Genomic DNA, 24396 nt, shown 5'->3' on the forward strand with positions numbered 1-24396 from the left:
AAGCAGTTCCAAAGCGTGGCGGTTTTCCGCTCGGAATTGCACGAAAACAAACGGAAAGAGCATTTCCGCTTCGGAGAACGGCGGGATTGCCCTGGCAACGGGAGTGGGACAATGAAATCGCTTGGCAGCATCCGCAGGGACTTCGCGCCGTGGAACGATCCGAACGCAAAGCCTTACATCCAGTTCGAAAATGTCACCAAGCGGTTCGGTGATTTCACGGCCGTCAACAATCTGTCGCTGACCATTTACGAGCGCGAATTCTTCGCTTTGCTCGGTGCGTCGGGCTGCGGCAAGTCCACGCTGCTGCGCATGCTGGCCGGCTTCGAACAGCCGACGTCAGGCCGCATCCTGCTGGACGGCGAGAACCTCGCCGGCACGCCGCCGTACCGGCGCCCGGTCAACATGATGTTCCAGTCCTATGCGCTGTTCCCGCATATGACGGTGGAAAAGAACATCGCCTTCGGCCTCAAGCAGGAAGGCATGCCCAAGGCCGATGTCGAAAAGCGCGTCGCCGAGATGCTGAAGCTGGTCAAGCTCGAGCCCTTCGCCAAGCGCAAGCCGCACCAGCTTTCCGGTGGCCAGCGCCAGCGTGTCGCGCTTGCCCGCTCCGTCGCCAAGCGCCCGAAGGTGCTGCTGCTCGACGAGCCGCTCGGGGCGCTCGACAAGAAGCTGCGCGAGGAAACCCAGTTCGAACTCATGGACCTGCAGCAGGAGCTCGGCCTGACCTTCGTCGTCGTTACCCACGACCAGGAAGAGGCCATGACCATGGCCGACCGCATCGCCATCATGGACAAGGGCGAGGTCATGCAGGTGGCGACGCCTGCGGAAGTCTACGAGGCGCCAAGCTCGCGTTTCGTCGCCAATTTCGTCGGCAACGTGAACATGTTCGAAGGCAAGGTCGCCGAGCGCACGGAAAAGAACGCCACCATCACCGGAGCCACCGGCGCCCAGATCCTGGTTGAGAACGCTGGCGACGCCACCGCTGGCGCCAATGTCGCCTTCGCCATCCGGCCTGAGAAGATCCGCATCTCCTCGGCCAAGCCGGAAGGATCGAGCAACGCGCTGGAAGGCGAGGTCTACGACATCGCCTATCTCGGCGACATGACCGTCTACCACGTCAAGCTGAGCGACGGGCAGATCGTGCGCGCACAGAGCATGAATTCGGCCCGTATCTCGGACGATCCGCTCACCTGGAACGACCGCGCCTGGGTCTCCTTCCGGCCCGACGCCGGCGTCGTGCTGACGCGATAGGGGGCGATCATGGCGGGTGCTACCTTTTCAGCCACCACGGCCGGCGCCGCGCCGGCGCAGGCGGCTCCCCAGCTTGCCAACAGTTTCGTCAGCAAGCTGGTCATCATCATTCCTTACGCCTTCCTGCTGGTCTTCTTCCTCATTCCCTTCTTCATCGTCTTCAAGATATCGCTGTCGCAGACGGCGATCGCGATGCCGCCCTACACGCCGGCGTTCGATTTCAGCGGCGGCATCTCCGGCATCCTCGGCCAGTTGAAGGAACTGAACTTCGACAACTACGTCTTCCTCACGGAAGACCCGCTCTACATCAACGCCTACTTCACCAGCGTCATCGTCGCCGGCATCTCGACCTTGCTGACCCTGCTTGTCGGCTATCCGATCGCCTACGGCATGTCGCGGGCGCCTGCCACGCTGAGGCCAACCCTGCTGATGCTGGTCATCCTGCCGTTCTGGACGTCGTTCCTGATCCGCGTCTATGCCTGGATCGGCATCCTGAAGCCGGAAGGCCTGCTCAACCAGCTTCTGCTCAGCACCGGCATCATCAGCGAGCCGCTGATCATCCTCAACACCTATTGGGCGATCTTCATCGGCATCGTCTATTCCTACCTGCCGTTCATGGTGCTGCCGCTCTATTCGGCGCTGGAAAAGATGGACTATTCACTGGTCGAGGCAGCCCAGGACCTTGGCTGCCCGCCGATCACCGCTTTCTGGAAGATCACCTTCCCGATGTCGCTGGCTGGTGTGCTGGCCGGCTGCCTGCTGGTCTTCATTCCGGCAGTCGGCGAGTTCGTCATCCCCGACCTGCTCGGTGGTTCGCAGACGCTGATGATCGGCCGTACGCTTTGGAATGAGTTCAACGCCAATCGAGACTGGCCAGTCTCGTCGGCGGTGGCGGTGCTGCTGCTTCTGGTGTTGATCGTTCCGATTGTCATCTTCCAGCACGCCCAGGCGCGCGCTCAGGAACAGGGGCGCTGACATGAACACGACCTGGAGCCGTTTCAACATCACCTCGGTCACGCTGGGCTTTGCGTTCCTCTATTTGCCCATCGTGCTTCTGGTGATCTTCTCTTTCAATGAATCCAAGCTCGTCACCGTCTGGGGCGGCTTCTCGACCAAATGGTACGTCTCGCTGTTCCAGAACCAGGCGCTGATCGATGCCGCTTGGGTCACCATCCGCGTCGGCCTGATCTCGGCGACCGTGGCGACGGTGCTCGGCACGATGGCTGCCCTGGCACTGACCCGCTACACGCGCTTCCGCGGCCGTGTGCTGTTTTCGGGCATGGTGTTTGCGCCGCTGGTCATGCCGGAAGTCATCACCGGCTTGTCGCTGCTGCTGCTGTTCGTCGCGATCGGTCTCGACCGTGGCTTCTTCACGCTGACGCTGGCGCACATCTCCTTCACCATGTGCTTCGTCGCGGTCGTGGTGCAGTCGCGTCTCGTCACCTTCGACCGCTCGCTCGAAGAAGCGGCGATGGATCTCGGCGCTTCGCCGGTGGCCACCTTCTTCCAGGTGACATTGCCGGTCATCCTGCCCGCCATCGTGTCTGGCTGGATGCTCGCCTTCACCCTGTCGCTGGACGACCTGGTGACGTCATCCTTCACCTCAGGCCCAGGGGCGACGACGCTGCCGATGAAGATCTACAGTCAGGTTCGTCTCGGCGTGACGCCGGAGATCAATGCCGCCTGCACGATCCTGATCACGATCGTGGCGACCGGCGTCATCATTGCTTCGGTCGTCAACAAGCGCCGTGAGGTTCAACGCCTGCGCGACGAACAGGCGGCACTGCGCGGATAGGGCTCGACTGGATCACGAAACGAAAAGGCGGCGCAAGCCGCCTTTTTTATTCGACTGTCTTGCGCCGCGCGATCGGCGACACAAACGGCGTCGTCCAGGTGCCGCCGACGAAAAAGGTCGCCTCGTTGCCGCTGTTGCTTGGCGTGGCGGGAGCAGGTGGCGTGGCGCCCGTGGTCTGGTTGGCAGCGGCCTGGCCGTCCGGGATAGTGCCTGGCTGCGCCGGGGCAGGCGTCGGCTGGGGCGCTGGCGCCGGCTTGGTTGCAGGCTGGATCACACCGCCGGAGAGCGCCAGGCCGCGGCCCGCATAAGGCACGATGCCAGACAGCCAGATCTTTGTCTGGCCCGACTTCGCTTCGGCCCGATCGATGCGGGCGACACCCTTGGCGATGCTGGCCTTGAGCTCGGCGCCGTCGATCGGCAGTGTGCCGTCGGCCACTTCATCGAGCGCGAAGAAGCCACCGTCCTCGGCGTGTTTCAGGAAGGAGGGCAGGTTGAGCGCGGTGAGGTTGCCGGGGCCGAAGGTGGCGGAAACCGAGCCGTCGGCGTTCTGCAGGATCGAGTTCCAGGATTTTCCGGGACCTTTCAGGATCAGCGACACGGTGCCGGTACCGGTCGGCATCAGCCGGGTCATGCCTGCAGCGGAGGTGAATTCGGCGCCGTTGATGTCGGAGGCCAGCAACTTCATCTCGACTTGGGTACCTTCGGGACGCAGGTCGAAGCGCAGGCTGGCCTGGATATTGCCGCCGAAGGCACCGGCATCGGAAATGTCGAACACGGCAAGGCCGTTCTTGACCTGCGCGGTGCCGGCCATGTCGGCGAGCTGGATAGGGCCTGCGGTGGCGTGCGCCGCCGACAGGCGCAAATCCAGGTTGAAACGATCGGCGAAGGACGTGTCGATGGCGTCGAGGTCGCCGGGTGCTGATGCCGTCGTGGTGAAGGCGGCCAGGAATGCAGCCAGGTTGACGGTGTCGAAGGCCATGGTGCCGGAAATCACCGGCAGTGCGTCGGTGAAGGAAAGGTCGAGCGCGCCGGTGCCGGGGTTCTTGTCCACGGTGATCTCGGCATTGTCGAACTTCACGCGGTCACCATTGCCGCTGACTTTGCTGCTGACCGAGACCGGCCCAGTGGTGGCGCCGGGCGCAATGCCGGCGCGCAGCCAGTAGAGCGCGCGCCGCAGCGACGGCGCCGAGAATTTGGCCTGGCCGTCGAAAAACGACTTGGCGGAGAAATTGCCGTTGCCTTCGAACGAGAGATTGGCCGGTGGCGCCTTCAGCGACACCGTGAAGGGTGCGGCACCGCCCGCCAGCAACAGCATGGGCTGGGGCGAATTGGCTTCGACGGACACGGTCTCGCCGCGCCAGGTGCCGTTGGCCGTCAGCGAGCCGGAGGCATTGAGGGCTTCCCAGTCCACCATGCCCGACAGGCCGGTGACGACATCTTCTTCCGCACCGTCAATGCTGGCGACGACACGGCCGTCGCGGAATTCGATGCTGCCGAAACCTTCCTTCGGCAGCTTGACGGCGTCCGGCTTGCCCGGATTGGCCTTGACCGTCTCCTTGGCGGCGTCGATGGCACGTGCGACACGACCGCCCGATGGTGCCGACGGCAAAAGCAGCCCGTGTTCGGCGGGCTCGATGCGGAAGACCGGTTTGGTCAACTGCACGCCGGAGAACACGACATCGCCGCGCAAAGCCGCCATCGCTGACAGGTCGATATCGACCCGTTCTGCCTGCATCACCGGCGGAGCCTTGTCGTCGCTCCATTTCGACAGCGTGACGCCCGACAGCGTGGCCCGGAACTGCGGCCAGATCGAAATCTCGGGCGTGCCTTCAATGGTGACGCGAAAACCGCTCCAGGCGCTCATTTCCCAGGCAATGCGGTCGCGCACGATGCGATTCGACGCAAAATAGGGCACGGCCACGAACGCCAGGACGGCGACGATGACCGCGATCGATACAGCCCAAATGGCCCGCCAGATCAGGGGTGATGGCATTTGGTCCTTAGCGTTTCAATTCCACCGCATGAAGGGGTGTAGACCGAGAGCAACTCCAGGAAAAGTGTGTAACGGTTTTCCGTCCGGAATTGCGTGAAAACAAAAAGTTAGAGCGCTTCCGCGTTTCCGCGAAAAACGGAAACGCTTTAGGAGGCTGCATTTCAAGTCTTTGTGACCATGCGATGGCGATAGCACACATGTTGTCGCAATAGGCTGACCTTGCGTTGTTGCGTTGCAGTATGCTTAACGGGTGACGCCACGGGAGGAACGTTGATGGCCGCAGATACCCCCCTTTGGAGCCCATCGGAGGCACGGATCGCCGAGGCGCCGCTGACGGAATTCACGCGCGCCGCCGAGCGGGTGAGTGGGCAGACCTTCGCCAGTTACCGTGATCTGCATGCCTGGTCGGTCGCTGAGCGCGAAGCGTTCTGGGACCTGGTTTGGGACTTCTGTGATATCACAGGCGACAAGGGCGACAGCGTGCTGGTCGACGGCGACAAGATGCCGGGCGCGCATTTCTTCCCGGACGCCAGGCTGAACTTCGCCGAAAATCTTCTCAAGAAGAACGGTTCTTCCAACGCAATCGTTTTTCGCGGCGAGGACCAGGTCGAGCGGCGCCTGTCCTGGGATGAGCTGCGCGCCAAGGTTTCACAGCTGCAGCAACTGTTCGTGAAGCTCGGCGTCAAGCAAGGCGATCGCATTGCCGCCATGATGCCGAACATGCCCGAAACGGTTGCCGCCATGCTTGCTGCCACCTCGATCGGTGCGGTGTGGTCTTCCTGCTCGCCCGATTTCGGTGAACAGGGCGTGCTCGACCGTTTCGGCCAGATCGAGCCGGTCGTCTTCATTGTGCCGGACGGCTATTGGTATGCGGGCAAGGCCATCGAGGTCGCCGACAAGGTTGCCGCCGTCGTCTCCAAACTGAAGAGCCTGCGCAAGGTGCTGGTGGTCGACTATCTCGGAACCGCGCAGGATGTCGCCGCCGCCATCGAGGGTGCCGAGGCGCTCGAGTCGGCGCTGCAGCCTTTCGCGGCCAGGGCCGTCACCTTCGAACGGCTGCCTTTCGCGCATCCGCTCTACATCCTGTTCTCTTCCGGTACGACCGGCATTCCGAAATGCATCGTGCATTCGGCCGGCGGCACGTTGATCCAGCATGTCAAGGAACTGCGCCTGCATGCCGGCCTCATCGAAGGCGATCGCTTCTTCTACTTCACCACCTGCGGCTGGATGATGTGGAACTGGCTGGTTTCGGGCCTGTCCTGTGGCGCCACGCTGCTGCTTTATGATGGCTCGCCCTTCCATCCCTCGGGCAATGTGCTGTTCGACTACGCCGATGCCGAAAAGATGACCTATTTCGGCACCTCGGCGAAATTCATCGATTCCGTGCGCAAGGCCGAACTGAAGCCCATCACCACGCATGACCTCTCCACCGTGCGCACCATTTCCTCGACCGGCTCGCCGCTGTCGCCGGAAGGCTTCCGGTTCGTCTACGAAGGCATCAAGCACGATATCCATCTTGCTTCGATCTCGGGTGGTACCGACATCGTCTCCTGCTTCGTGCTGGGCGTGCCCACCGAACCGGTCTGGGAAGGCGAGATCCAGGGCCCGGGGCTCGGGCTTGCCGTCGACGTCTGGAACGATGACGGCCAGCCGGTGCGACAGGAAAAGGGTGAACTCGTCTGTGCCAAGGCATTCCCGGCAACGCCGATCGGCTTCTGGAACGATCCCGACGGCAAGAAATATCACGGCGCTTATTTCGAGCGCTTCGACAATGTCTGGTGCCATGGCGATTTCGCCGAATGGACCAGCCATGGCGGCATGATCATCCATGGTCGTTCGGACGCGACGCTGAACCCGGGCGGGGTACGCATCGGCACTGCCGAGATCTACAACCAGGTCGAGCAGATGCCGGAAATCCTCGAGGCGATCTGCATCGGCCAGGATTTCGACGACGATGTGCGCGTGGTGCTGTTCGTGCGGCTGGCTCCAGGCATCGCCCTCGACGAGGCGCTTGAGAAGAAGATCAAGGCCAAGATCCGCACCGGCGCCAGCCCGCGCCATGTGCCGGCCAGGATCGTGGCCGTCACCGATATCCCGCGCACCAAGTCGGGCAAGATCACCGAGCTTGCCGTGCGCGACGTCGTCCACGGTCGCGCGGTCAAGAACAAGGAGGCGCTTGCCAATCCCGAAGCGCTCGACCTGTTCCGCGACCGGCCGGAATTGCGGAGTTGATGAGAGAACAGGGTAAACAAGGCGTAACGCTTAAAATTTACCGCGTTTTCACGAGTGGTACAGTTTCGTAAATTTTTACGGGGTCAGGTAAGAATTTGTTTACGACCCGACCCTGATAGTCATGGGTAACTTGAGGGAGAAATCCCTTTCCCGTTCGGCGGGAACAGTATCGCTCAAGCCCGTTGTGACAAATTCTACTTCAGGCGCCCGCTGGGCGCCTTTTTTCTATTTCAATCTGCCAGCACACGCGTCGACGGGAAGGCGATTTCCACAAGTGTGCCTTCGCCGGGCGTCGAGTTGATGGTGAACCGGGCGCGGTTGGCCTCGACCATGGCCTTGGTCAGCGGCAGGCCGAGGCCGGTGCCGTCGCCGCGGCCACGCTTCAGGGCATTGACCTGCTTGAACGGCTTCAGTGCGTGTTCGATCTCGGCCTGGGTCATGCCGACGCCAGTGTCGCGCACCCGCATGACCACATCACCCGAGGTTTCGTAGGCGGTCGAGACGATCACCTGGCCGCCGGCCTGCGTGTAGCGCACGGCATTGGACAGGATGTTGAGCGCGATCTGGCGGATCGAACGCAGGTCGGCCACCACTTCCGGCAGGCTCGAGGCGAAGGACGAGCGGATGATGACGCGTTCGCGGTTGGCCTGCGGCTGCATCAACGCAACGGATTCGGCCAGCGTGTCGTTGAGCGACACGGCCTCGTAGTCCATTTCCTGCTGGCCGGCTTCGATCTTGGAGATGTCGAGCAGGTCGTTGACCAGGTCGAGCACATGGTTTCCGGAGCGATTGATGTCGCGCAGATAGTCGCGATAGCGCTCATTGGCGATCGCGCCGAACTTCTCATCCACCATCAGCTCGGAAAAGCCGATGATGGCGTTGAGCGGCGTGCGGATCTCATGGCTGATGCGGGCCAGGAAATCGGTCTTCTGCGAGGAAGCGCGCTCGGCCACGGCACGCGCCTGGGTGAGCTCTTCCTCGGCCCGCTTCCACTGGGTGATGTCACGCACCACGGCGCAATAGCCGCTGTCGCCGGGCAGGCGGCCGATGGTCATGAACAGCGGGATGAAGCGGCCCTCGGCCTCGCGGCCGATGACCTCGCGCCCGTCGTTGAGCACGCTGGCAACGCCATTGTCGGAAAGCCCGGCCAGATAGTCGCGCGCTGATTTCTGGCTTTCGATGGCGAACAGGGACGCGAACGGCTTGCCGGCGACGTCATCGCTGTCGAAGCCGAACAGGGCCTCCGCCGGCCGGCTGATCGAGCGGATGGTGCCGTCGCGGTTGATCAGCACCACGCCGTCGGTGGCGGTATCGATGATGGTGCGCATTTCCGCGATGCGCGCCTTGAGCTCGGCATTGTCGGGCTGCGTCGTCTCGGCCGCCGGAAACGGCACGACCTGCGCCGACCGGTTCTCCGTCGTGCCGTTCAGCACCAGCATCAAGGCCTTGCCCTTGCCCCAGGGCACCGAACGCAGCACCGCATCGACCGGCACTTCCTCGCCGTCAGCCTTTTTCAACCTCAGCTTGTGGTCCGAATGGTCGGGCGCATCGTCGCTGGCGTAAGCATCTGCAAACAGCGCATCCAGGCCGCCGGCGGCTTCCAGCGCGGCAAGATCGCTGTACCCGGTCAGCGCCAGGAACTCCGCATTGGCGTAGTGCAGCCTGTCGCCCGAATGGATCAGCAGCGGCACCGGCAGGCGCGCCACAAGCGAGGTGTCCGGCGCGGCTTCGCGGGTGGCAAAGGCGGCCGGCACGAAGCCGCCGGCCTGCAGCGGTGGTGGCGCTATGCGCACGGCTGGCGTTGGAGGCACTGGCTCTGCGGCAGCAGGAGCTTCATCTTCATCACGCGGATGCGTGAAGTCGCCGTCATCCTCCAGACGCGCCAGATCGGCTTCTTCATCCGCGGCCTGCACGTCCTCGGCGGGCGTTTCTTCGTGAAGCGCGCCGCGGCGGCTCTGTGTCGCTTTGGCGGCCGCTGCCCTGACGTCGCCGACATCGTCCAGTACCGGCTTGTCGTCAGCCTCGTTTTCGTCTGACGTGGCAAAGGCCAGCAATGAACGCGGCTTGGCCGGAAGCTGGACGTCCGACTGTGCAATGCTTTCCGGTTCGATGCCATCCGCTTCGGGAGCTTCGGCCTGTTCGCCGGATGCGACCACGACCTCTTCGGAACTCGTGAAGTGCGGTTCGATCTCGGAAATCGCCTCAGCGTCCGCGCCGTCGAGCCGGGCGAGGTCTTCGATGTCCTCGGCTTCCTGTGCTTCGATCAGTGCCGCACCGTCATCTTCGGCGGCAACCGTATCGTCTCGCGAATCGATTTCGTCCGGCGTAACGGCCGTCTCGGGTTCTTCCGCGCCGAGATTGTCGGTCTGCTCTTCGCCGAGGAGAGGCTGAACCGCGGCTTCCGGCTCTTGGTCGGCGACGGGAACCGTGTCAGCAGGTTTCGCCCACTCAGCATCCTTGGCGGATGGCGCTGCCGGTTCGGCGGTCGCCGTCTCCGGAACAGGAAGGGCGATATCCGCATGCGGCGCGGCGGCCGGCGTTTCCTTCGGCGCTGCACCGGCCGGCGCGGCCTTGCCTGTTTCCGCGGCGCTGTCCTTTTTCAGGCGCTCGCCGATCTCGCGGAAGGCGGTGCGTTCCAGGCTCGACAGGCCCTTGTCATTGGCCGGCGCCCGGTGTTCGGCCAGTCGGATGACCTTGTCGGTGAAACGGCGCTCCGGTGTCGGCGCGATGGCCAGTGCCGGCGTCTCGCCCTGGAATGGATGGTGACGGCTTGTGTCCGCGGCCGGTTGCTCGGCTTCGGGTGCAGCCGGAGCGGGCTGTGCGACGACAGGCGATGGTGCCGGTTCCGACGGCGTCCAATCGGGCGTCAGCGCTTCACCGACTTTTTCGTGATCTTCGGTGGCGTCTGCCACCCGCGCGACGCCGAAGCCGCGGAAGCCCTCGAAATTGCGGTTGCGGTCGTAGACGGGAAGGGCGGCGAGATCGACCGGCACCTTCAGGCTGCTGCCGGCGATCGGCCAGGCAACCGAACGGCCCGACCAGGTGTCGCGCCGGTCCAGAAGCCCCGCGATCTCGCCGGAGGGGTCGAAACCGAAAGTGGTGGCGACATCCTTGAAGCGGCGGCCGATGACATCGGCGGCGGCGTCGCCGACAACGGCTGCGAATTCCGGTGAAATCGCGCTGAAGCGACCGGCCTCATCGGTACGCCACACGAAACGCACCGGCGCGGCATTGCGGTTGACTGCCGGCTTGGCCGTCGCCGCGGACTCAGCCGATTCGGCAACTGCTGGGGTGTGGTTTTTCGGATCGTCGTCGCTGAAATACCAGCCATCGTGGTGCTGGTCGCCGGATGCCGTGCTTGCGGAAGCGCTGTCGTCAGCTGCGCGCCAGCCTTCCGCGGCAACCGCGGGCTGCTCGGCCGCTGGGGCGTGAGTTGCCGCGGCCGCTGTCGTTTCAGCCCGCTCGGCGCTGCCATCGTCGATCACCACCAGGAGATGGCGTTCAGGATCGTCCGTCAGCCTGGCCATGCCAGCGGGCAGGGCACGTCTTCCTGCCTGCACGCGTCGCTTCAGCGTACGCTCTTGGTTCCGGCCGGTTTCCCCAGCCAGCGCGCCGAGCGTCTCGGTGGTGATTCCGAGACCTGCGAAGCCCTGCGACGCGGCTTCGACATTGCCGCTGCCGTCGATGAAAGCCAGGAACTGGCCGTCGGTGGTGAAGCCGCTGATGGCGCGTTCGGCAATCTCGGCGATGCTGCGTGAACCGGACTGCAGTGCCGGTACCGACAGCAGGATCGCTGCCTCGCCGTCCGGCATGGTCACGGCGCTGGCCTGGAAGCCGATCGCCTGTGTTGCCATGCCTCTGGAGAGCCGGACCAGCAGGGCGCGGTTGCGGCCGATGGCGGGGAAGCCGGCGGTGGCCGTGATCTGGCGTTTCGCCACCGGCGGCAAGCCGGCGGGTGCGCCGATCGCCGCCTCGATATCGGCGTGGCCGAGTACGGCAGCGCCAGGGCCATTCGCCCACAGCACCTGGTCGAGGTCTGCCGACAGGATCAGGAGCGCGTCGCCGGCAGCGAAACGCGTCCGCACCTCGTCGAGGACGGCAACATCGAGGAACGAATAGTTCTCGGATGGCATGCGCTCTGGCAATCCTCCAGGAGATGGCCGCGGTTAATTCTTCGTTAATAAATGGGCGGCGCTGCAAGGTCCACAAGCCAGAAGACAGCCCACTTGAAAAGTAGGGCTTTTGGTTAACGCGGGCATCTCCTTGTTTCTTTTCACTAATGTTGCGACGCAACATAAATATTGCACTGCACCATAAAAAATGCTACGGTGTTAACAGAAATGAACGAGACGGCCCGGCGCCACGGAGTGCGAACGTGCCCGTCCACACCGAGGATGGAAAATGACCAAGACGAAGACCGCTGAGACCACCGAATTCCCGACCTTCGACGCTTCGCAGGCTGCTGACCAGGTTCGCGCTTTCGCCGAGAAGGGCGTTGAGCAGTCGAAGGAAACCTTCGCCAAGCTGAAGACCGGCGCCGAAGAAGCCAAGAAGGCTTTCGAAACCAGCTACGAGACCGCCAAGACCACCTCGAGTGACCTGTCGCTGAAGGCGATCGCCACGCTGCGCGCCAATGCCGAAGCCAATTTCGCGCACCTCGAAGCCCTCGTCGGCGCCAAGTCGCTGTCGGAAGTCGTCGAGCTGCAGACCTCGTTCCTGCGCAAGGGCGTCGAGACCGTCGTCGAGCAGGCCAAGGAATTCCAGGCTGCCGCTTCCAAGGCTGCGGAAGACGTCTCCAAGCCGTACAAGGCCGCTTTCGAGAAGGCCTTCAAGGACGTCTCCAAGGCTGCTTAACTGCGGCAAAATGGCAAGGGCAGGCCGGGGTCTTGTAAGCGTTAAACCGGCTCCCTAGCTTTATGAGGCAAGAGATACCTGGGGTGGTTCCTCCTCCCTCCGCTCCAGGCAAAAGCCGGCTCCTCCTCCCGCCGGCTTCATATTGGAAAAAGGCCGGCACCTCCTCCCGCCGGCCTTTTTTCCGACTAAGGGTAGGACCTCTCCGAAAACTGGTACTGCGTCTCGGTTGAGGCTTGAGTTCGATTGGCCAGAGTTGAATGAATGCGTCGGTAGCCCCAGCGTTTTGTCGGGGGCCGGGTGTCTGGGTGAACACGGATGTGGGTGATAGGGCTTTTGCTTTCGCAAGAGCCTTGAATTACGATCCGATTGCCCGTATGGACGCTTCGCCGGATGACGGAGCGCGGCTGACACGAGTGGAGCTGGTGTTGCGATCATCGACGGGCATGAGTGCCGTTGTAGCTCAGATGGTTAGAGCGCCGGATTGTGGATCCGGAGGTCGCTGGTTCGATCCCAGCCAACGGTACCACTTCATTTTTGCCGGGTGGATGCCCCGCTGACCAATCACTGAAATCAGGTCTTGTTCTTTGGTGCCGTAAGGTTGCCGTGAGCTTGCGACTCGGTTTCTATTGAAATAGGGACACCGGCCCGCCGCGTTGAAAACGCTGGCAGCCGGAAAGAACCGAAACGGGTAGTTCAATTATGAGCGTACACGCGATCGAATTTCTGCAGGACTGGATCGGCAAGGAATGCTGCGCCCCGTCCGAAGCAGTGAAGATCGAAAAACATGCCGAGGTCCTGGCCAAGCAGTGCGCCGCCAAGGCCGCCGAAGCGGGAATCCCGTTGGAAGACCTCCAGGAAGAGGTCGGCGACATCCAGGAACTGATCGCTTCCCGCCTCGAAGAGGCTGTCGAGGCGGAAACGGACGCCGACAAGGCGGCCTGAGCTTCACCCCTTCTCCCGCGTGCGGAGAAGGGTACCGCCGTCTTTGGGGTTAGCGATGCCACTCGGCCGAGTCGCCATCTACGCCAAGGATGTCGAGGAAACCGCCCATTTCTATGAGCGGCATTTTGGATTCACGGCAACCCGATTGCCCGGAGACAGGATCGTCGAACTCGTCGCCAGCGATGGTGGCGCCAACATCCTGCTTCATCAGGCCGCAAAAGGTCAGCGCAGCGGCCAGTCGATCGTCAAGCTGGTATTCGACGTCGCGGATGTCGAGCTGTTCTGCAGGCAGCGCGCCGAAGCCGGCCTCGATTTCGGCGCCATCCACAAGGCCGACGGCTATCTGTTCGCCAACGCGAAAGATCCCTGCCAGAACTCCATCTCCGTCTCAAGCCGGGCTTTCCGGAAAGACGGCTGACAACGCTGCTGTTGGTCCGGATTTCTAGAACAGGGATCCCTGGCCACTGGTACCTTTGTCTTTAGGCGCGGCCCGGGTCGGTCTCGGCGGAGCAGGGCTGGTCGTTGCCTGACCTTGCGCCGCTTCGCCGCCCTCGGCCGTCGCATGTGCTGAGCCGTCGGCAAAGCGCAGTTCCAGGCCGGCACCGGGTGTCACGTCCGCGGCCCGCTTGACCAGTGTCCCGCTGGCATCGAGCACCAGCGCGTAGCCGCGCTCCAGGATCGCCCGTTCAGACAGTTTCAGTGTCGACAGCAGCCGGTCGGCTTGGGTGAGGCGGGCACGCAGCCGTTCCAGCCGCACCGTCATTGCCTGGTCCTTGCGGCGGGCGAGCGCCACCAGTGCATCCCCTTGCAGTTTCTGCCGACGTGCGATCGGGGCAGGCGAAAGCCGTGCCGCGGTGCGCATGAAGCGTGCGCGGCGTTCGCGCACGATGCCAAGGAAAGCCGCCTGTGCGCGGGCGAGATCGCGTGCGGTGAGCCGCCGCGCCTCGTCCATACGCCGCGCCAGCGTCGCCGGCGTCAGCCGGATCGCGCCGAGCCGCCCGCGCTTGCGTTCGATCGCCACCGACAGCGCGCGGCCAAGCCGGTTCTCCGCCTCGTCGAAACGGCGCCGCGGCAGGGCCAGCAACTGGTCCGGCGAGGGCAGGGCACGCGCCGCCGCGCGCGCCGCCTGGCGGCGGCGATCGATGCCGCGCGAAAGTGCGGCAGCAAGCCGGGCCGACAGATTGGCGAGCGTTGCTTCCAGCTCACCTTTCACCGGCACGGCGATTTCGGCGGCACCCGTCGGTGTCGGCGCGCGCACGTCGGCGGCGAGGTCGATCAGCGTCCAGTCCGTCTCGTGGCCGACCGCCGAGATGATCGGGATGTCGGACGCCGCAACCGCCCGCGCCAGCCCTTCGTCGTTGAAGCCCCATAGATCCTCCAGGCTGCCGCCCCCGCGCGCCACGATGATCAGGTCCGGCCGCGGAATCGGCCCCCCAGGTTCCAGGCTGTTGAAACCTTCGACCGCGACGGTCGCTTCCATGCCAGCCGTCTCGCCCTGTACTCGGACCGGCCACACCAGCACATGCAAGGGGAAACGGTCGCGGATACGGTGCAGGATATCGCGGATCACCGCGCCCGTGGGCGAGGTGACGACGCCGATGACCGAAGGCATGTAGGGCAGAAACTGCTTGCGGCCCGGGTCGAACAAGCCCTCGGCGGCGAGGCGGCGCTTGCGCTCTTCCAGCATCGCCATCAGCGCGCCGGCGCCGGCCGGCTCAAGATTGTCGATGACGATCTGATAGTTCGATTTGCCGGGATAGGTGGTGAGCTTGCCGGACGCGATGACTTCCATGCCCTCTTCGGGGCGGAAGCGCAGCCTGCTCATCGTGCCTTTCCAGACCACGGCATCGAGGCGGGAGCGCTCGTCCTTCAGCGCGAAATAGGCGTGGCCCGACGAATGCGGCCCGCGATAGCCCGAAATCTCGCCGCGCACGCGCACATTGCCGTAAGTGTCTTCCACCGTGCGCTTCAGCGCGCCGGAAATCTCACTCACCGTATATTCGGTGGCATTTGTCGCGTTGGGCTTCGAATCGTCTTCGAAAAAATCACTCATCCGCCGATTGGCGCGCTCGACAGGGGGTGGGTCAAGCCCTTCCACAGGGCAGGCCGAGATTACTGGACCACACGAATGCAGTGGACGCGCTCGGCGCACCGGCCTACCGATGCGCAATTCCAGAGATCAAGGCGTCGCCATGAACATGCAGCAATCCCGGCCGCCTGAAGCCGTGACTGTTCCGCGCAGCGCCAGCGAACGCCCGTTCGAGCCGCTCGACTACGGTCTCTACGCGCTCACCGTCATTGCCTGGAGCCTGTCCTGGTACGCCATCGAGTTCCAGGTCGGCACGGTGGCCAACGAGGTCAACATCGTCTGGCGGTTCGGCATCGCCACCACGCTGATGTTCGGCTGGGTCGTGCTGAAGCGTGGCCAGCTGCGCTTCGCCCTCGCCGATCACATGCGTTTCATGTCGCTTGGCGTGCTGATGTTCTCGTCCAATTTCCTGCTGTTCTACTACGGCGCCGGCTACCTGGTCTCCGGGCTGCTGTCGGTGGTCTTCTCACTGGCTTCGGTCATGAACATGATGCTAGGCGCCGTGGTGATGCGCGAAAGTCCGTCGCCGCGTATCCTGCTTGGCGGGCTAACCGGTTTCTGCGGCATTGCCCTGATGTTCCTGCCCGAGATCGTCGGACATGATCTTGGCGGCGGTACGCTGGTCGGCCTGGCTTTCTGCGTCGCCGGCACGCTCTCCTTCTGCATCGGCAATGTCATCTCGGCCGCCGGCATGCGCAAGGGCCTGCCACTCGTCTCGATGAATGCCTGGGGCATGTTCTACGGCGCGCTGTGGGCGGCGGTTCTCGCCTTCCTGATGGGCCGCACCTTCACCGTGGTACCGACGGTTGCCTATTTCGGCTCGCTGCTGTTCCTGGCGGTCGTCTCCACCATCATGGGCTTTGCCGCCTATCTCACGCTGCTGGGGCGCATCGGCGCGGCACGCGCCGGCTATGCCACGGTGATGTTCCCGATCTTCGCGCTGCTGGTCTCGACCGTGCTCGAAGGCTACCGGTGGACCGCCTTCGCCATCGTCGGCCTGGCGCTGGTGGCCGTCGGCAACGTGCTGGTGGTGCGCGGCGGCCGTCGTTAGAGCGTTTCCGCCTTCCGCGGAAACGCTGGCGACAGGTGCTACCAGCCCGGCATGATCTGGCTCGGCTTCGTCCGCTTCATCTTGGTGAAGGCGAGCGAGGCGAAATCGAAACTGCCGGGCTCCTCGTTCATCGGCACCGAGATGTTGTCGAGGCTTTCTGCGATATGACGTGCCAGCGCCTCGACGATTTCCGGCCGGCTGGTCTGGCCGCGCATCAGGCCGATGCGGCAATCGGGCAAAAGGCCGAAGCCGTCGGCTTCGCCCAGCACCCGCATACCGGGCCGCAGCGCGCATTCCGGCAGCACCGAGATCGCAAGTCCCGACAGAACCGCGGCTGCGATGACGGTTGCCGAGAAGGATGAGAACAGGATGCGGTAGTCGCGCCGCATCTCGTCCAGCACGTCGCAGGCGGCACGGCGCCAGATGCAGTTCGGCCGGCCGAAGGCCATCGGCAGCACTTCCTCCTCATGGGTGGCGTGGTTGGCCGAGGTGACCCATAGCAGCGGTTCGCGCCGCACCACTTCCGACTGGCCGCGCGCATCGTTGTGGGTGACCAGGGCAAGGTCGAGGTGGCCGCGCTTGATCTGTTCCACCAGTCCCGGTGTCGGTTCGCAGGTGACGGTCAGTTCGACCCGCGGGTTGGAGCGGGCGAAGCGCGCCATGATTTCGGGCAGGAAACGGTCGGCGTAGTCGTCCGGCGTGCCGATGCGGATCGTTCCTTCCAGCCGGTTGTCGTCGAAGGCGGAAAGCGTTTCGCGGTTCAGATAGATCAGCCGGCGGGCATAGGAGAGAAGCCGGTCGCCATCCTCGGTCAGCTTGTTGGAACGCCCGTCCTTCTCGAACAATGGCTTGCCGATGCGCTCCTCCAGCCGCCGCATCTGCATCGACACCGCCGACTGCGTGCGATGCACCTCCTCGGCCGCGCGGGTGAAGGATCCGGTGTCCGCGATCGAGATGAAGGTCTGCAACTGGTCGAGGTCGAGCGGCGCTTTCATCGTTGTGATCCATCATCGTTGTTGATGATTGTGATGGAAACCATTCGTCGAAGAAATCGACCCGTGCGATCCATTCATCATCAGAGTTGATGATAGAGATTAAAAACATTCGTTGGATTAATCAATCGCGGCGTGGCATTTCTCCGATTGTCCATATGAGCGCGTGTGAAACGGCTGCGGGCCGCCTGTTTGGCGGTGCGGAACCCTGTTGCGCGCGGTTTCGAGGAGAAGAACCATGACCACGTATGATTTCGCCCCTGAGAGTGCGCGCGTCACCGCGACCCCGGCTGCTGCGACGCGTGCGTTCAACCGCGTGATCGGCTTTTTCCAGGCCTGGCAAAACCGACGTACCTTCTATCGCCTCGGCGAAATGTCGGATGCGGAGCTCGCCGATATCGGCCTGACCCGCGCCGATCTCGCCGTCGCCATCGACCTGCCCTTCGGTTCGGATCCGACGGTGAAGCTGCGTTCGATCGCCAGCGAGCGCGTCGCCTCGATCGAGGACATGGCCCGCAGGGTGGCCTGATTTCTCCAGCTGTGTCCTGGCCCTCCAGCAGGACACAGCGGAACAAGGTTGCTGCAGGTTTCCCACTCCCTTCCGGCTCGACCCAGCCGGGGCCTGCGCACCGCCCGGTCCCCCCACGGACCGGGCTTTTTCTTTTTGGGGGAGCCGCATTGAAGCTGCTTTCTCGCCCCGTTTACGGGGTCCGAAGGACGGGCGAGACGCGTGGCTCGCCCCGGCAAAATGCCCGGCAGGGCAGAGAGGGGCAGAGCCAGCTTTTGCTCGCCCTTCGCTGCCCCTCATCCGGCCCTTCGGGCCACCTTCTCCCCGTAAACTGGGAGAAGGAGCATATCACACCATCGGCGGGTTGAGGCGCGCGAAGCCTTCCTGGCGATGATAGGGGAAATGCGGGTAGGGTGCGGTTACCGTGCTTGCCGCATCGAGCTTGGCAATCTGTTCAGCCGTCAGCGACCAGCCGACAGCGCCGAGATTCTGCCGCAACTGCTCTTCGTTGCGCGCGCCGATGATGACGGAAGATACCGTCGGCCGCTGCAGCAGCCAGTTGATGGCGATCTGCGGCACGCTTTTGCCGGTCTCCTCGGCCACGTCCTGCAGCGCGTCGACGACGCGGTAGAGATGCTCGTCTTCCACCGGGGGGCCGAAGCTCGCTGTCTCGTGCAACCGGCTGCCGGCAGGGATCGGAGCATTGCGGCTGATCTTGCCGGTCAGGCGGCCCCAGCCGAGCGGGCTCCATACCAGCGCACCGAGCCCCTGATCCTGGCCGAGCGGCATCAGGTCCCATTCATAGTCGCGGCCGACCAACGAATAATAGACCTGATTGGCGACATAACGCGCCCAGCCTTGCCGCTCCGCGGCCGCCAGCGACTTCATGATCTGCCAGCCGGAGAAGTTGGAGACGCCGATGTAGCGCAGCTTGCCGGCACGCACGAGGTTGTCCAACGTGGACAACACTTCCTCGACCGGTGTGTGCGCATCGAAAGCATGCAGCTGGAAAATGTCGATATGATCGGTGCCGAGGCGCGCCAGCGCTGCATCCACCGCCTCGATCAGTCGGCTGCGCGACGATCCCCACTGGTTCGGTCCGTCGCCCAGCGGCAGGCTGGCCTTGGTCGAGATCAGCACCTCCTGGCGCCGGCCCTTGATGGCCTCGCCGAGCACGCTCTCCGACTCACCGTCGGAATAGACATCGGCGGTATCGAACAGGTTGACGCCGGCTTCCAGGCAGATGTCGACCAGCCGACGGGCTTCCTCCACGCTGGTGTCGCCCCAGGCGCTGAACAGTGGTCCCTTGCCGGCAAAGGTGCCGGCGCCGAAAGAAAGCACGGGCACTCTCAAGCCCGACTTGCCGAGATTGCGGTATTCCATCTTAGGAGTCTCCATCTGCCGATGGTGGCTAGATAGAGGCCGGTCTCTTTGTGAACCAGAGTGTCCAAAGGCACAGGATTTGTGAGGTCAAGTCACATCTTGCCTGGAGGCTTCCGCTAGGCGATTTGCTCGACACGGCATTGCCGGCACAACGGATATGCCTGCAGGAACGGCTCCAGCCGCCGCCGCATGTCGGCGAAATCGCGCCCATACATATAGAGTGCGGTTTCGGCCGGCCCCTGCCAATGGCTGGCGACATGGCCGATGCCTTCGAGCAGGCGCTGGCATTCGGCATAGACGTGGTTGGAATCGTAGGTCCGATAGACTTCGTCGGGAAGATCCGTGCCGTTCAGGTAGAGGGCAAGGCCTTCCTGCGTACCAAACGCGATGCGCTGGTTGTTCTGGTTGGGAAGCAGCAGGTGCGATCCCCTCGGCGCCAGCATCGCGCCAAGAACGCCTTTCACGGTGTCGATCGCCTTGTCCGAGTAGTCGTCGATTTCGATCTCGATATCACACTGGCTGACTTCGCCATTGGCCTCGAGCAAGGTGCCTCCGCCCACGGTACGGATGCCAAAGCCCTGTTCGGCCATGACCGTGTCGAATGCGTCTTCGATCTCGCCGCGATCCAGCGGCTGCAACCGCGCATTCAGAACAGCCACCACACGGACAGGAACGGCTTTTTTCTTCCCAAACAAGCCGAACATGCATGGTCCCCTCGATCCAGCGCCGTGGAGACTGCCGCACACTCGTTAAGGAATTGGCTTACCGGCGATCCATCCCCTTGAGGAACTGGTCGAAGATGCTTTCGACGCCTTGCTGGTAGTCGTCGCGCTGCTGCCGGCCGCTTTCGAACATCTTGCCGAAGATGTCGTCATAAGGGTTGCGTGCCCGTCCGCTCGGGTTCGGTTCGGGCTCCGGAGCGCGGCGCTGCGGGGCGGGGTCGGGCGCCTGCTGCTGTGCGCCGCCCAGCATGTCCTGCAGGATCTTGCCCCAGGGATTGTTGTCGCCGAAGGGGTTTTGCGGCTGCTGCTGCTGCGGCGCCTGCTGTGCGCCGCCGCCGAACATGTCCTGCAGCACCTTGCCGAGCGGGTTGTCGCCCAGCGGGTTGTTGCCGAAGGGGTTTTGGCCCTGCGGCGCCTGGCGTTGCTGCGGCTGCCCGCCCATCATGCCGCCACCCTGCCGCATCATCTCCTCGATGATCTGGCCGAGCGGATTGTTGCCGCCGCCGAAACCGCCGGCCTGCATCTGGTTGGTGGTCTGCTTGAACAGCCCGCCCATCACCATCGAGGCAATCACCGGCAGCATCTGCTGCAGCACCTGCTGGCCGACGCCGCTGGCCTGTGCCGCCTGCGCTGCGACCGCCCGCGACAGGTCCTTGGAGCCGAACAATTGGCCGAGCACATCATTGCCCTGGCTCACACCCTGAGGCGAAAAGGCCTGCGCGGCATTGTCGAAGTACTGGCCGTACTGGCCGCTGGCCATCGCGTTCATAAAGGTGCCGACTCCATACGGGTCGGCCGTGTTGCGCTTCAGGCCCTGGCTGAAGGCGGGCAACAGCGCCTCGACCGCGGCTTGCGTCTGCTGCTGGCTCAGATTGAACTGCCGCGCCAGCGCCTCCATGCCGTTGCCGTTCTGGGACTGGTTCAGCATGTCGAACAGGTTCAGCACGTTTTGCTCCTCCGCAGCCTATGCGCCTCTCATGCAATTCCAGCAAAAGTGCGTTGCGGTTTTGCGCCTGGGATTGCCTATCAAGGGGAGCGTAGAGCCTTTCAATGCAGGATTGAAGTGGGCAATTGGCTCGAGCGTTTCGATCGCATTGGGGAGATATGGACACTGCCTGCGCAACGGCGATCAAATGGCGGTCTCCGGAATCGGCCATAAGGAAGAAAGGTCTTCATGGGAGAAAACGTGGATCCGGTCGGCAAAGCCCTTTGGCTCATCGAGCACCGCTTCGCGCAGGCTCTTTCGCTTGCGGAAGTAGCGGAAGCCAGCGGCGTCTCACGTTTCCATCTGTCGCGGGTCTTCGGGGCTGCGACCGGTCACACGGTGATGGGCTATCTGCGCAACCGCCGTCTGGCCGAGGCGGCCAGGGTGCTCGCGGGCGGCGCGCCGGACATCCTGGCCGTGGCGCTGGACGCAGGCTACGGCTCGCATGAAGCCTTCTCGCGGGCCTTCCGCAACCATTTCGATCTCACACCCGAGCAGGTGCGGGCGCAAGGCCATATCGAAAACCTGAAACTTCTGGAGCCGATCAGGATGGACCACAGTCTTCTCGTCGAATTGGACGCGCCTCGCATCAAGGACGGCCGGACCCTGCTGATCGCAGGCCTCGGCGAACGTTATACGTTCGAAACCAATGGCGGTATCCCGGCGCAATGGCAGCGTTTCGGACCCTCCATCGGCAGCATTCCCGGGCAGGTCGGATGGACATGCTACGGCGTCTGCTGCAATGGCGACGATGCCGGGAATTTCGAATACATCTGCGGCGTGGAAGTCTGCGATTTCTCGGCCATACCCGCCGAGTTGAACCGGATCCGCATTTCCGCCAGCCGATACGCGGTCTTCACGCACCGGGGCCATATCTCCTCGATACGCAACACCGTCTATACGATCTGGAACAAGTCCCTGCCGGAATCGGGCCTCGAGGCGGCCTGTGCGCCGGACTTCGAACGTTACGACGAACGTTTCGACGCCGGCACGGGGCTCGGCGAGGTCGAAATCTGGATTCCGGTCAAATGATGGGTGGTGCTGAGTCCGCTCGTCGGTCGGCTTCGGTCAAGAGTGTGAAAATCCATTCTCCTGCATAGCCAGGGCAATTGCCTTGCTGCGCGGCCACGCCTTGAAACAAGGTCTGGACCGTCGCGCCTTCGTCTGCGTTCCGGAATGGATCCCCGACACTCTCCACTCCCTTCGGTCGCTCCGAGGTCGAGGATGACGGACTTTATGTATCGCCAGTGCCAATTGTCGGAGTTGGCGCCAGGCTGATGATTGGCGAAGGCGCAAACGCAACTCCGTCATCCTCGACCTCGAAAGGAGCGAAGCGACTGAAGAGTGTCGGGATCCATTCCGGAACGCAGAAAGGGATGACTGCGGTCAGAGCACGATCATATGCGATTGCCGGCTCCGGAAGGGAGACGGCGATGCCAGCCCTAATACGCATATTCCAGGAACACCGGCTCGATCGAGTCGCCCCAGCGCGTGTGGTAGGCGGCCAGCATCTCTTCGGCGCTTGTAGTGCCGCGCGCCACCACTTCGTCCAGCGTCGACAGGAACGAGGTTTCGTCGAAGCCGTCGCGGTTCAACTTGTTGCGGTTCTTCAGGCCCATGCGCGACAGCGCCAGCACCTCGCGCGCGACGTCGCGCAGCATGGTTGAACGGAACGGCGTGCCGATGCCTTTTTCCGGCACGGCATCGCGCATGGCCCGAACTTCCTCGAAGCTCCAGTCGCGGGTCAGCGCTTCGGCGGCATCGAGCGCCTCGGGGTCGTAGAGCAGGCCGACCCAGAAGGCCGGCAGCGCGCAGATGCGGCGCCACGGGCCGCCATCGGCGCCGCGCATTTCCAGGAAGCGCTTGAGGCGCACGTCCGGGAACAGCGTCGAGAGATGGTTTGCCCAATCGCCCATCGTCGGCAGGCCGTCCGGCACCTGGTTGCGCGCCGCGCCGTCCATGAACTGGCGGAAGGTGATGTGCGTCATGTCGTGGTAGCGGCCGTCGCGAATGATGAAATACATCGGCACGTCGAGCGCCCATTCGACATAATCGGCAAAGCCGAACTGCGGCGAGAAGCAGAAGTCGAGCAGGCCCGAGCGCTGGTTGTCGGTGTCACGCCAGATCTCGCCGCGCCAGCTCTGCAAACCATTGGGACGACCCTCTGTGAACGGCGAGTTGGCAAACAGCGCGGTCGACAGGGGTTGCAGCTTCAGCGAGACCTGCATCTTGCGGCGCATGTCCGCCTCGCTCTCGAAGTCGAGATTCACCTGGATCGTGCAGGTGCGGTACATCATGTCCAGGCCCTGGCTGCCGACCTTGGGCATGTAACGCGTCATGATCTCATAGCGAGACTTCGGCATTTTCGGCGTTTCGGCCAGCGTCCATTTCGGGCTGCCGCCGAGGCCAAGGAAACGGATACCGAGCGGCTCGGCGATCTCGCGCACCTGTGCCAGATGCGCATTGCCTTCGCGGCAGGTCTGGTGGATCGATTCCACCGGCGCGCCGGAAAGTTCGAACTGTCCGCCCGGCTCCAGCGAAATCGCGCCCTGGCCGGTCGGCTCGACCAGGCCGATGATGCGGCCCTCATCGAGGATCGGATCCCAGCCGAGCTTGTCCTGCATGCCTTCCAGGATCGAACGGATGCCCCGGTCGCCGCCATAGGGCACCGGCGCATGGCCGTCGACATAGAAGGGGAATTTTTCGTGTTCGGTGCCGATGCGCCATTCCGAGCGGGGCTTGTTGCCCTTGGCCAGATAGTCGACGAGTTCGTCCATGCCTTCGATGGGTCGGAAATCGGTCGTGTCGCGTGCCATAAGCCCCTCTTCGGTGGCGGATCGGGAGATCGCCGCGCGCTTGATGAACGAAATGTCAGGAGGCGATCAAGCAAAAAATCCTGAGCCAATCCTCAACAGGATTTGATCGCGCCGGATTCGGGTCTTGTCTAGAGCGCGCGTTGCGCCTGCGCCGCTCTGACAAGCGTGGCTGCAGCAGCTCCCGCGCTCTCCATGTAGGACGGGTCGCGGTTAAGCAGCACGGTGGCGAAGGAGCCGTCCAGTAGCAGAAGAATCTGGCGTGCCAGCAACGCGGCGTTTCCGATGCCGTCGGCTTCGAAAACACCCTTCAGCCAGTCCTCGAACCGCTTCTTGTGGGCGATGCCGATGCGGATCGCCGGATGGCCCGGCATGTCGGCCAGTTCGGCAGCGGTGCGCAGGAAGCCGCAACCTTTCCAGGCCGGTCGCCTGGCTGCTTGTCCGAGTGTGTGGAAGATGGCGGCAACCTTGTCGGCGAGATCGCCAGCGCTTTCCGTGAACCAGTGCCGGAACAGCCCGAGATTGGGCTGGTCGCGCCGTTCCAGATAGGCGGCGATCAGATCGTCCTTGCTGGCGAAATGATAATAGAAGGTGCGCTTGGTGAGCCCGGCTTTTTCAACCACGGCATCGACCGAGACGGCGCGCACGCCTTGGCCGTAGAACAGCTTGGAAGCGGCGGCAACGATGCGTTCACGGGTCGTGTTGGCGGTCGGTTTCATGAGTTTATGTATACTGACTAGTGAGTGTAACAACAAGCTCACCTGCGCTATGCCGGATCGCGTGCGT

19 protein-coding genes and 1 tRNA gene are annotated in these 24396 nt (G+C 63.4%); 11 read left to right on the forward strand and 9 right to left on the reverse strand.

What is annotated here, in order from left to right; translation table 11 throughout:
- Window positions 1-111 precede the first annotated feature (111 nt).
- The 3 genes from AC3WTO_RS25875 to AC3WTO_RS25885 are packed head-to-tail and all read left to right on the forward strand — an operon-like array spanning window position 112 to window position 3046.
- Window positions 112-1251, forward strand: a complete 1140-nt coding sequence (locus tag AC3WTO_RS25875) for an ABC transporter ATP-binding protein (protein ID WP_492463812.1) — start codon at window positions 112-114, stop codon at window positions 1249-1251.
- A gap of 9 nt (window positions 1252-1260) precedes the next feature.
- Window positions 1261-2226, forward strand: coding sequence for an ABC transporter permease subunit (locus AC3WTO_RS25880; protein ID WP_492463813.1), 966 nt, complete (start codon window positions 1261-1263; stop codon window positions 2224-2226).
- A 1-nt stretch (window position 2227) separates the two neighbouring features.
- A complete protein-coding gene (locus tag AC3WTO_RS25885; protein WP_492463814.1) occupies window positions 2228-3046 on the forward strand; it encodes an ABC transporter permease in 819 nt (272 codons plus the stop codon).
- A gap of 46 nt (window positions 3047-3092) precedes the next feature.
- Here AC3WTO_RS25885 and AC3WTO_RS25890 read toward each other — a convergent pair whose 3' ends face one another.
- Window positions 3093-5039 (reverse strand): AsmA family protein, encoded by a 1947-nt coding sequence (locus tag AC3WTO_RS25890; protein ID WP_492463815.1) that lies wholly within the window; start codon window positions 5037-5039, stop codon window positions 3093-3095.
- 273 nt (window positions 5040-5312) lie between these two features.
- Between AC3WTO_RS25890 and AC3WTO_RS25895 the strand changes: the two genes are divergently transcribed.
- Window positions 5313-7271 (forward strand): acetoacetate--CoA ligase, encoded by a 1959-nt coding sequence (locus tag AC3WTO_RS25895; protein ID WP_492463816.1) that lies wholly within the window; start codon window positions 5313-5315, stop codon window positions 7269-7271.
- A gap of 230 nt (window positions 7272-7501) precedes the next feature.
- Here the strand turns inward: AC3WTO_RS25895 and AC3WTO_RS25900 are convergent, their stop codons facing one another.
- On the reverse strand, window positions 7502-11404 hold the full coding sequence (locus tag AC3WTO_RS25900) for a PAS domain-containing sensor histidine kinase (protein WP_492463817.1): 3903 nt from the start codon (window positions 11402-11404) through the stop codon (window positions 7502-7504).
- A gap of 268 nt (window positions 11405-11672) precedes the next feature.
- Here AC3WTO_RS25900 and AC3WTO_RS25905 point away from each other — a divergent pair, with 268 nt between their 5' ends.
- From AC3WTO_RS25905 to AC3WTO_RS25920, 4 genes are all read left to right on the forward strand, one after another.
- Window positions 11673-12125 carry a phasin gene (locus AC3WTO_RS25905; RefSeq protein ID WP_492463818.1) on the forward strand — a complete coding sequence of 151 codons (453 nt, stop codon included), beginning with the start codon at window positions 11673-11675 and terminating at the stop codon, window positions 12123-12125.
- 449 nt (window positions 12126-12574) lie between these two features.
- Window positions 12575-12651, forward strand: a tRNA-His gene (locus AC3WTO_RS25910).
- A gap of 173 nt (window positions 12652-12824) precedes the next feature.
- Window positions 12825-13067 (forward strand): DUF768 domain-containing protein, encoded by a 243-nt coding sequence (locus AC3WTO_RS25915; protein WP_129411261.1) that lies wholly within the window; start codon window positions 12825-12827, stop codon window positions 13065-13067.
- Window positions 13068-13122: 55 nt separating this feature from the next.
- A complete protein-coding gene (locus AC3WTO_RS25920) occupies window positions 13123-13485 on the forward strand; it encodes a VOC family protein (protein ID WP_492463819.1) in 363 nt (120 codons plus the stop codon).
- Window positions 13486-13509: 24 nt separating this feature from the next.
- Here AC3WTO_RS25920 and xseA read toward each other — a convergent pair whose 3' ends face one another.
- Window positions 13510-15120 (reverse strand): exodeoxyribonuclease VII large subunit, encoded by a 1611-nt coding sequence (gene xseA, locus AC3WTO_RS25925; RefSeq protein ID WP_492463820.1) that lies wholly within the window; start codon window positions 15118-15120, stop codon window positions 13510-13512.
- Window positions 15121-15259: 139 nt separating this feature from the next.
- On the opposite strand from xseA, the gene AC3WTO_RS25930 reads away from it, so the two are divergent.
- Window positions 15260-16207 carry a DMT family transporter gene (locus tag AC3WTO_RS25930; RefSeq protein WP_492463821.1) on the forward strand — a complete coding sequence of 316 codons (948 nt, stop codon included), beginning with the start codon at window positions 15260-15262 and terminating at the stop codon, window positions 16205-16207.
- 38 nt (window positions 16208-16245) lie between these two features.
- Here AC3WTO_RS25930 and AC3WTO_RS25935 read toward each other — a convergent pair whose 3' ends face one another.
- Complete coding sequence (locus AC3WTO_RS25935; RefSeq protein WP_129411258.1) at window positions 16246-17202, reverse strand: LysR substrate-binding domain-containing protein; 957 nt, start codon at window positions 17200-17202, stop codon at window positions 16246-16248.
- 235 nt (window positions 17203-17437) lie between these two features.
- On the opposite strand from AC3WTO_RS25935, the gene AC3WTO_RS25940 reads away from it, so the two are divergent.
- Window positions 17438-17728: a DUF1127 domain-containing protein gene (locus AC3WTO_RS25940; RefSeq protein ID WP_492463822.1), complete on the forward strand. Its 291-nt coding sequence runs from the start codon at window positions 17438-17440 to the stop codon at window positions 17726-17728.
- Between the two features lie 327 nt (window positions 17729-18055).
- On the opposite strand, the gene AC3WTO_RS25945 is transcribed toward AC3WTO_RS25940, so the two are convergent.
- The 3 genes from AC3WTO_RS25945 to AC3WTO_RS25955 form a co-directional block, all read right to left on the reverse strand.
- Entirely contained in the window at window positions 18056-19090 is a 1035-nt protein-coding gene (locus AC3WTO_RS25945) for an aldo/keto reductase (RefSeq protein ID WP_492463823.1), read from the reverse strand.
- Between the two features lie 116 nt (window positions 19091-19206).
- Window positions 19207-19794 (reverse strand): hypothetical protein, encoded by a 588-nt coding sequence (locus AC3WTO_RS25950; RefSeq protein ID WP_492463824.1) that lies wholly within the window; start codon window positions 19792-19794, stop codon window positions 19207-19209.
- Between the two features lie 58 nt (window positions 19795-19852).
- A complete protein-coding gene (locus tag AC3WTO_RS25955) occupies window positions 19853-20758 on the reverse strand; it encodes a DUF937 domain-containing protein (RefSeq protein WP_492463825.1) in 906 nt (301 codons plus the stop codon).
- Between the two features lie 240 nt (window positions 20759-20998).
- On the opposite strand from AC3WTO_RS25955, the gene AC3WTO_RS25960 reads away from it, so the two are divergent.
- On the forward strand, window positions 20999-21829 hold the full coding sequence (locus tag AC3WTO_RS25960) for an AraC family transcriptional regulator (RefSeq protein ID WP_492463923.1): 831 nt from the start codon (window positions 20999-21001) through the stop codon (window positions 21827-21829).
- Between the two features lie 410 nt (window positions 21830-22239).
- Here the strand turns inward: AC3WTO_RS25960 and AC3WTO_RS25965 are convergent, their stop codons facing one another.
- Entirely contained in the window at window positions 22240-23613 is a 1374-nt protein-coding gene (locus AC3WTO_RS25965; RefSeq protein ID WP_492463826.1) for a glutamate--cysteine ligase, read from the reverse strand.
- Window positions 23614-23741: 128 nt separating this feature from the next.
- Window positions 23742-24329 (reverse strand): TetR/AcrR family transcriptional regulator, encoded by a 588-nt coding sequence (locus AC3WTO_RS25970; RefSeq protein WP_492463827.1) that lies wholly within the window; start codon window positions 24327-24329, stop codon window positions 23742-23744.
- Window positions 24330-24396 lie beyond the last annotated feature (67 nt).

Source organism: Mesorhizobium sp. EU05-FHT14A09, from assembly GCF_058790995.1.

Coding starts and splice junctions, on each gene's coding strand:
- AC3WTO_RS25875 (WP_492463812.1), top strand. CDS start 112: ATGAAATCGCTTGGCAGCATCCGCAGGGACTTCGCGCCGTGGAACGAT.
- AC3WTO_RS25880 (WP_492463813.1), top strand. CDS start 1,261: ATGGCGGGTGCTACCTTTTCAGCCACCACGGCCGGCGCCGCGCCGGCG.
- AC3WTO_RS25885 (WP_492463814.1), top strand. CDS start 2,228: ATGAACACGACCTGGAGCCGTTTCAACATCACCTCGGTCACGCTGGGC.
- AC3WTO_RS25890 (WP_492463815.1), bottom strand. CDS start 5,039: ATGCCATCACCCCTGATCTGGCGGGCCATTTGGGCTGTATCGATCGCG.
- AC3WTO_RS25895 (WP_492463816.1), top strand. CDS start 5,313: ATGGCCGCAGATACCCCCCTTTGGAGCCCATCGGAGGCACGGATCGCC.
- AC3WTO_RS25900 (WP_492463817.1), bottom strand. CDS start 11,404: ATGCCATCCGAGAACTATTCGTTCCTCGATGTTGCCGTCCTCGACGAG.
- AC3WTO_RS25905 (WP_492463818.1), top strand. CDS start 11,673: ATGACCAAGACGAAGACCGCTGAGACCACCGAATTCCCGACCTTCGAC.
- AC3WTO_RS25915 (WP_129411261.1), top strand. CDS start 12,825: ATGAGCGTACACGCGATCGAATTTCTGCAGGACTGGATCGGCAAGGAA.
- AC3WTO_RS25920 (WP_492463819.1), top strand. CDS start 13,123: ATGCCACTCGGCCGAGTCGCCATCTACGCCAAGGATGTCGAGGAAACC.
- xseA (WP_492463820.1), bottom strand. CDS start 15,120: ATGAGTGATTTTTTCGAAGACGATTCGAAGCCCAACGCGACAAATGCC.
- AC3WTO_RS25930 (WP_492463821.1), top strand. CDS start 15,260: ATGAACATGCAGCAATCCCGGCCGCCTGAAGCCGTGACTGTTCCGCGC.
- AC3WTO_RS25935 (WP_129411258.1), bottom strand. CDS start 17,202: ATGAAAGCGCCGCTCGACCTCGACCAGTTGCAGACCTTCATCTCGATC.
- AC3WTO_RS25940 (WP_492463822.1), top strand. CDS start 17,438: ATGACCACGTATGATTTCGCCCCTGAGAGTGCGCGCGTCACCGCGACC.
- AC3WTO_RS25945 (WP_492463823.1), bottom strand. CDS start 19,090: ATGGAATACCGCAATCTCGGCAAGTCGGGCTTGAGAGTGCCCGTGCTT.
- AC3WTO_RS25950 (WP_492463824.1), bottom strand. CDS start 19,794: ATGTTCGGCTTGTTTGGGAAGAAAAAAGCCGTTCCTGTCCGTGTGGTG.
- AC3WTO_RS25965 (WP_492463826.1), bottom strand. CDS start 23,613: ATGGCACGCGACACGACCGATTTCCGACCCATCGAAGGCATGGACGAA.
- AC3WTO_RS25970 (WP_492463827.1), bottom strand. CDS start 24,329: ATGAAACCGACCGCCAACACGACCCGTGAACGCATCGTTGCCGCCGCT.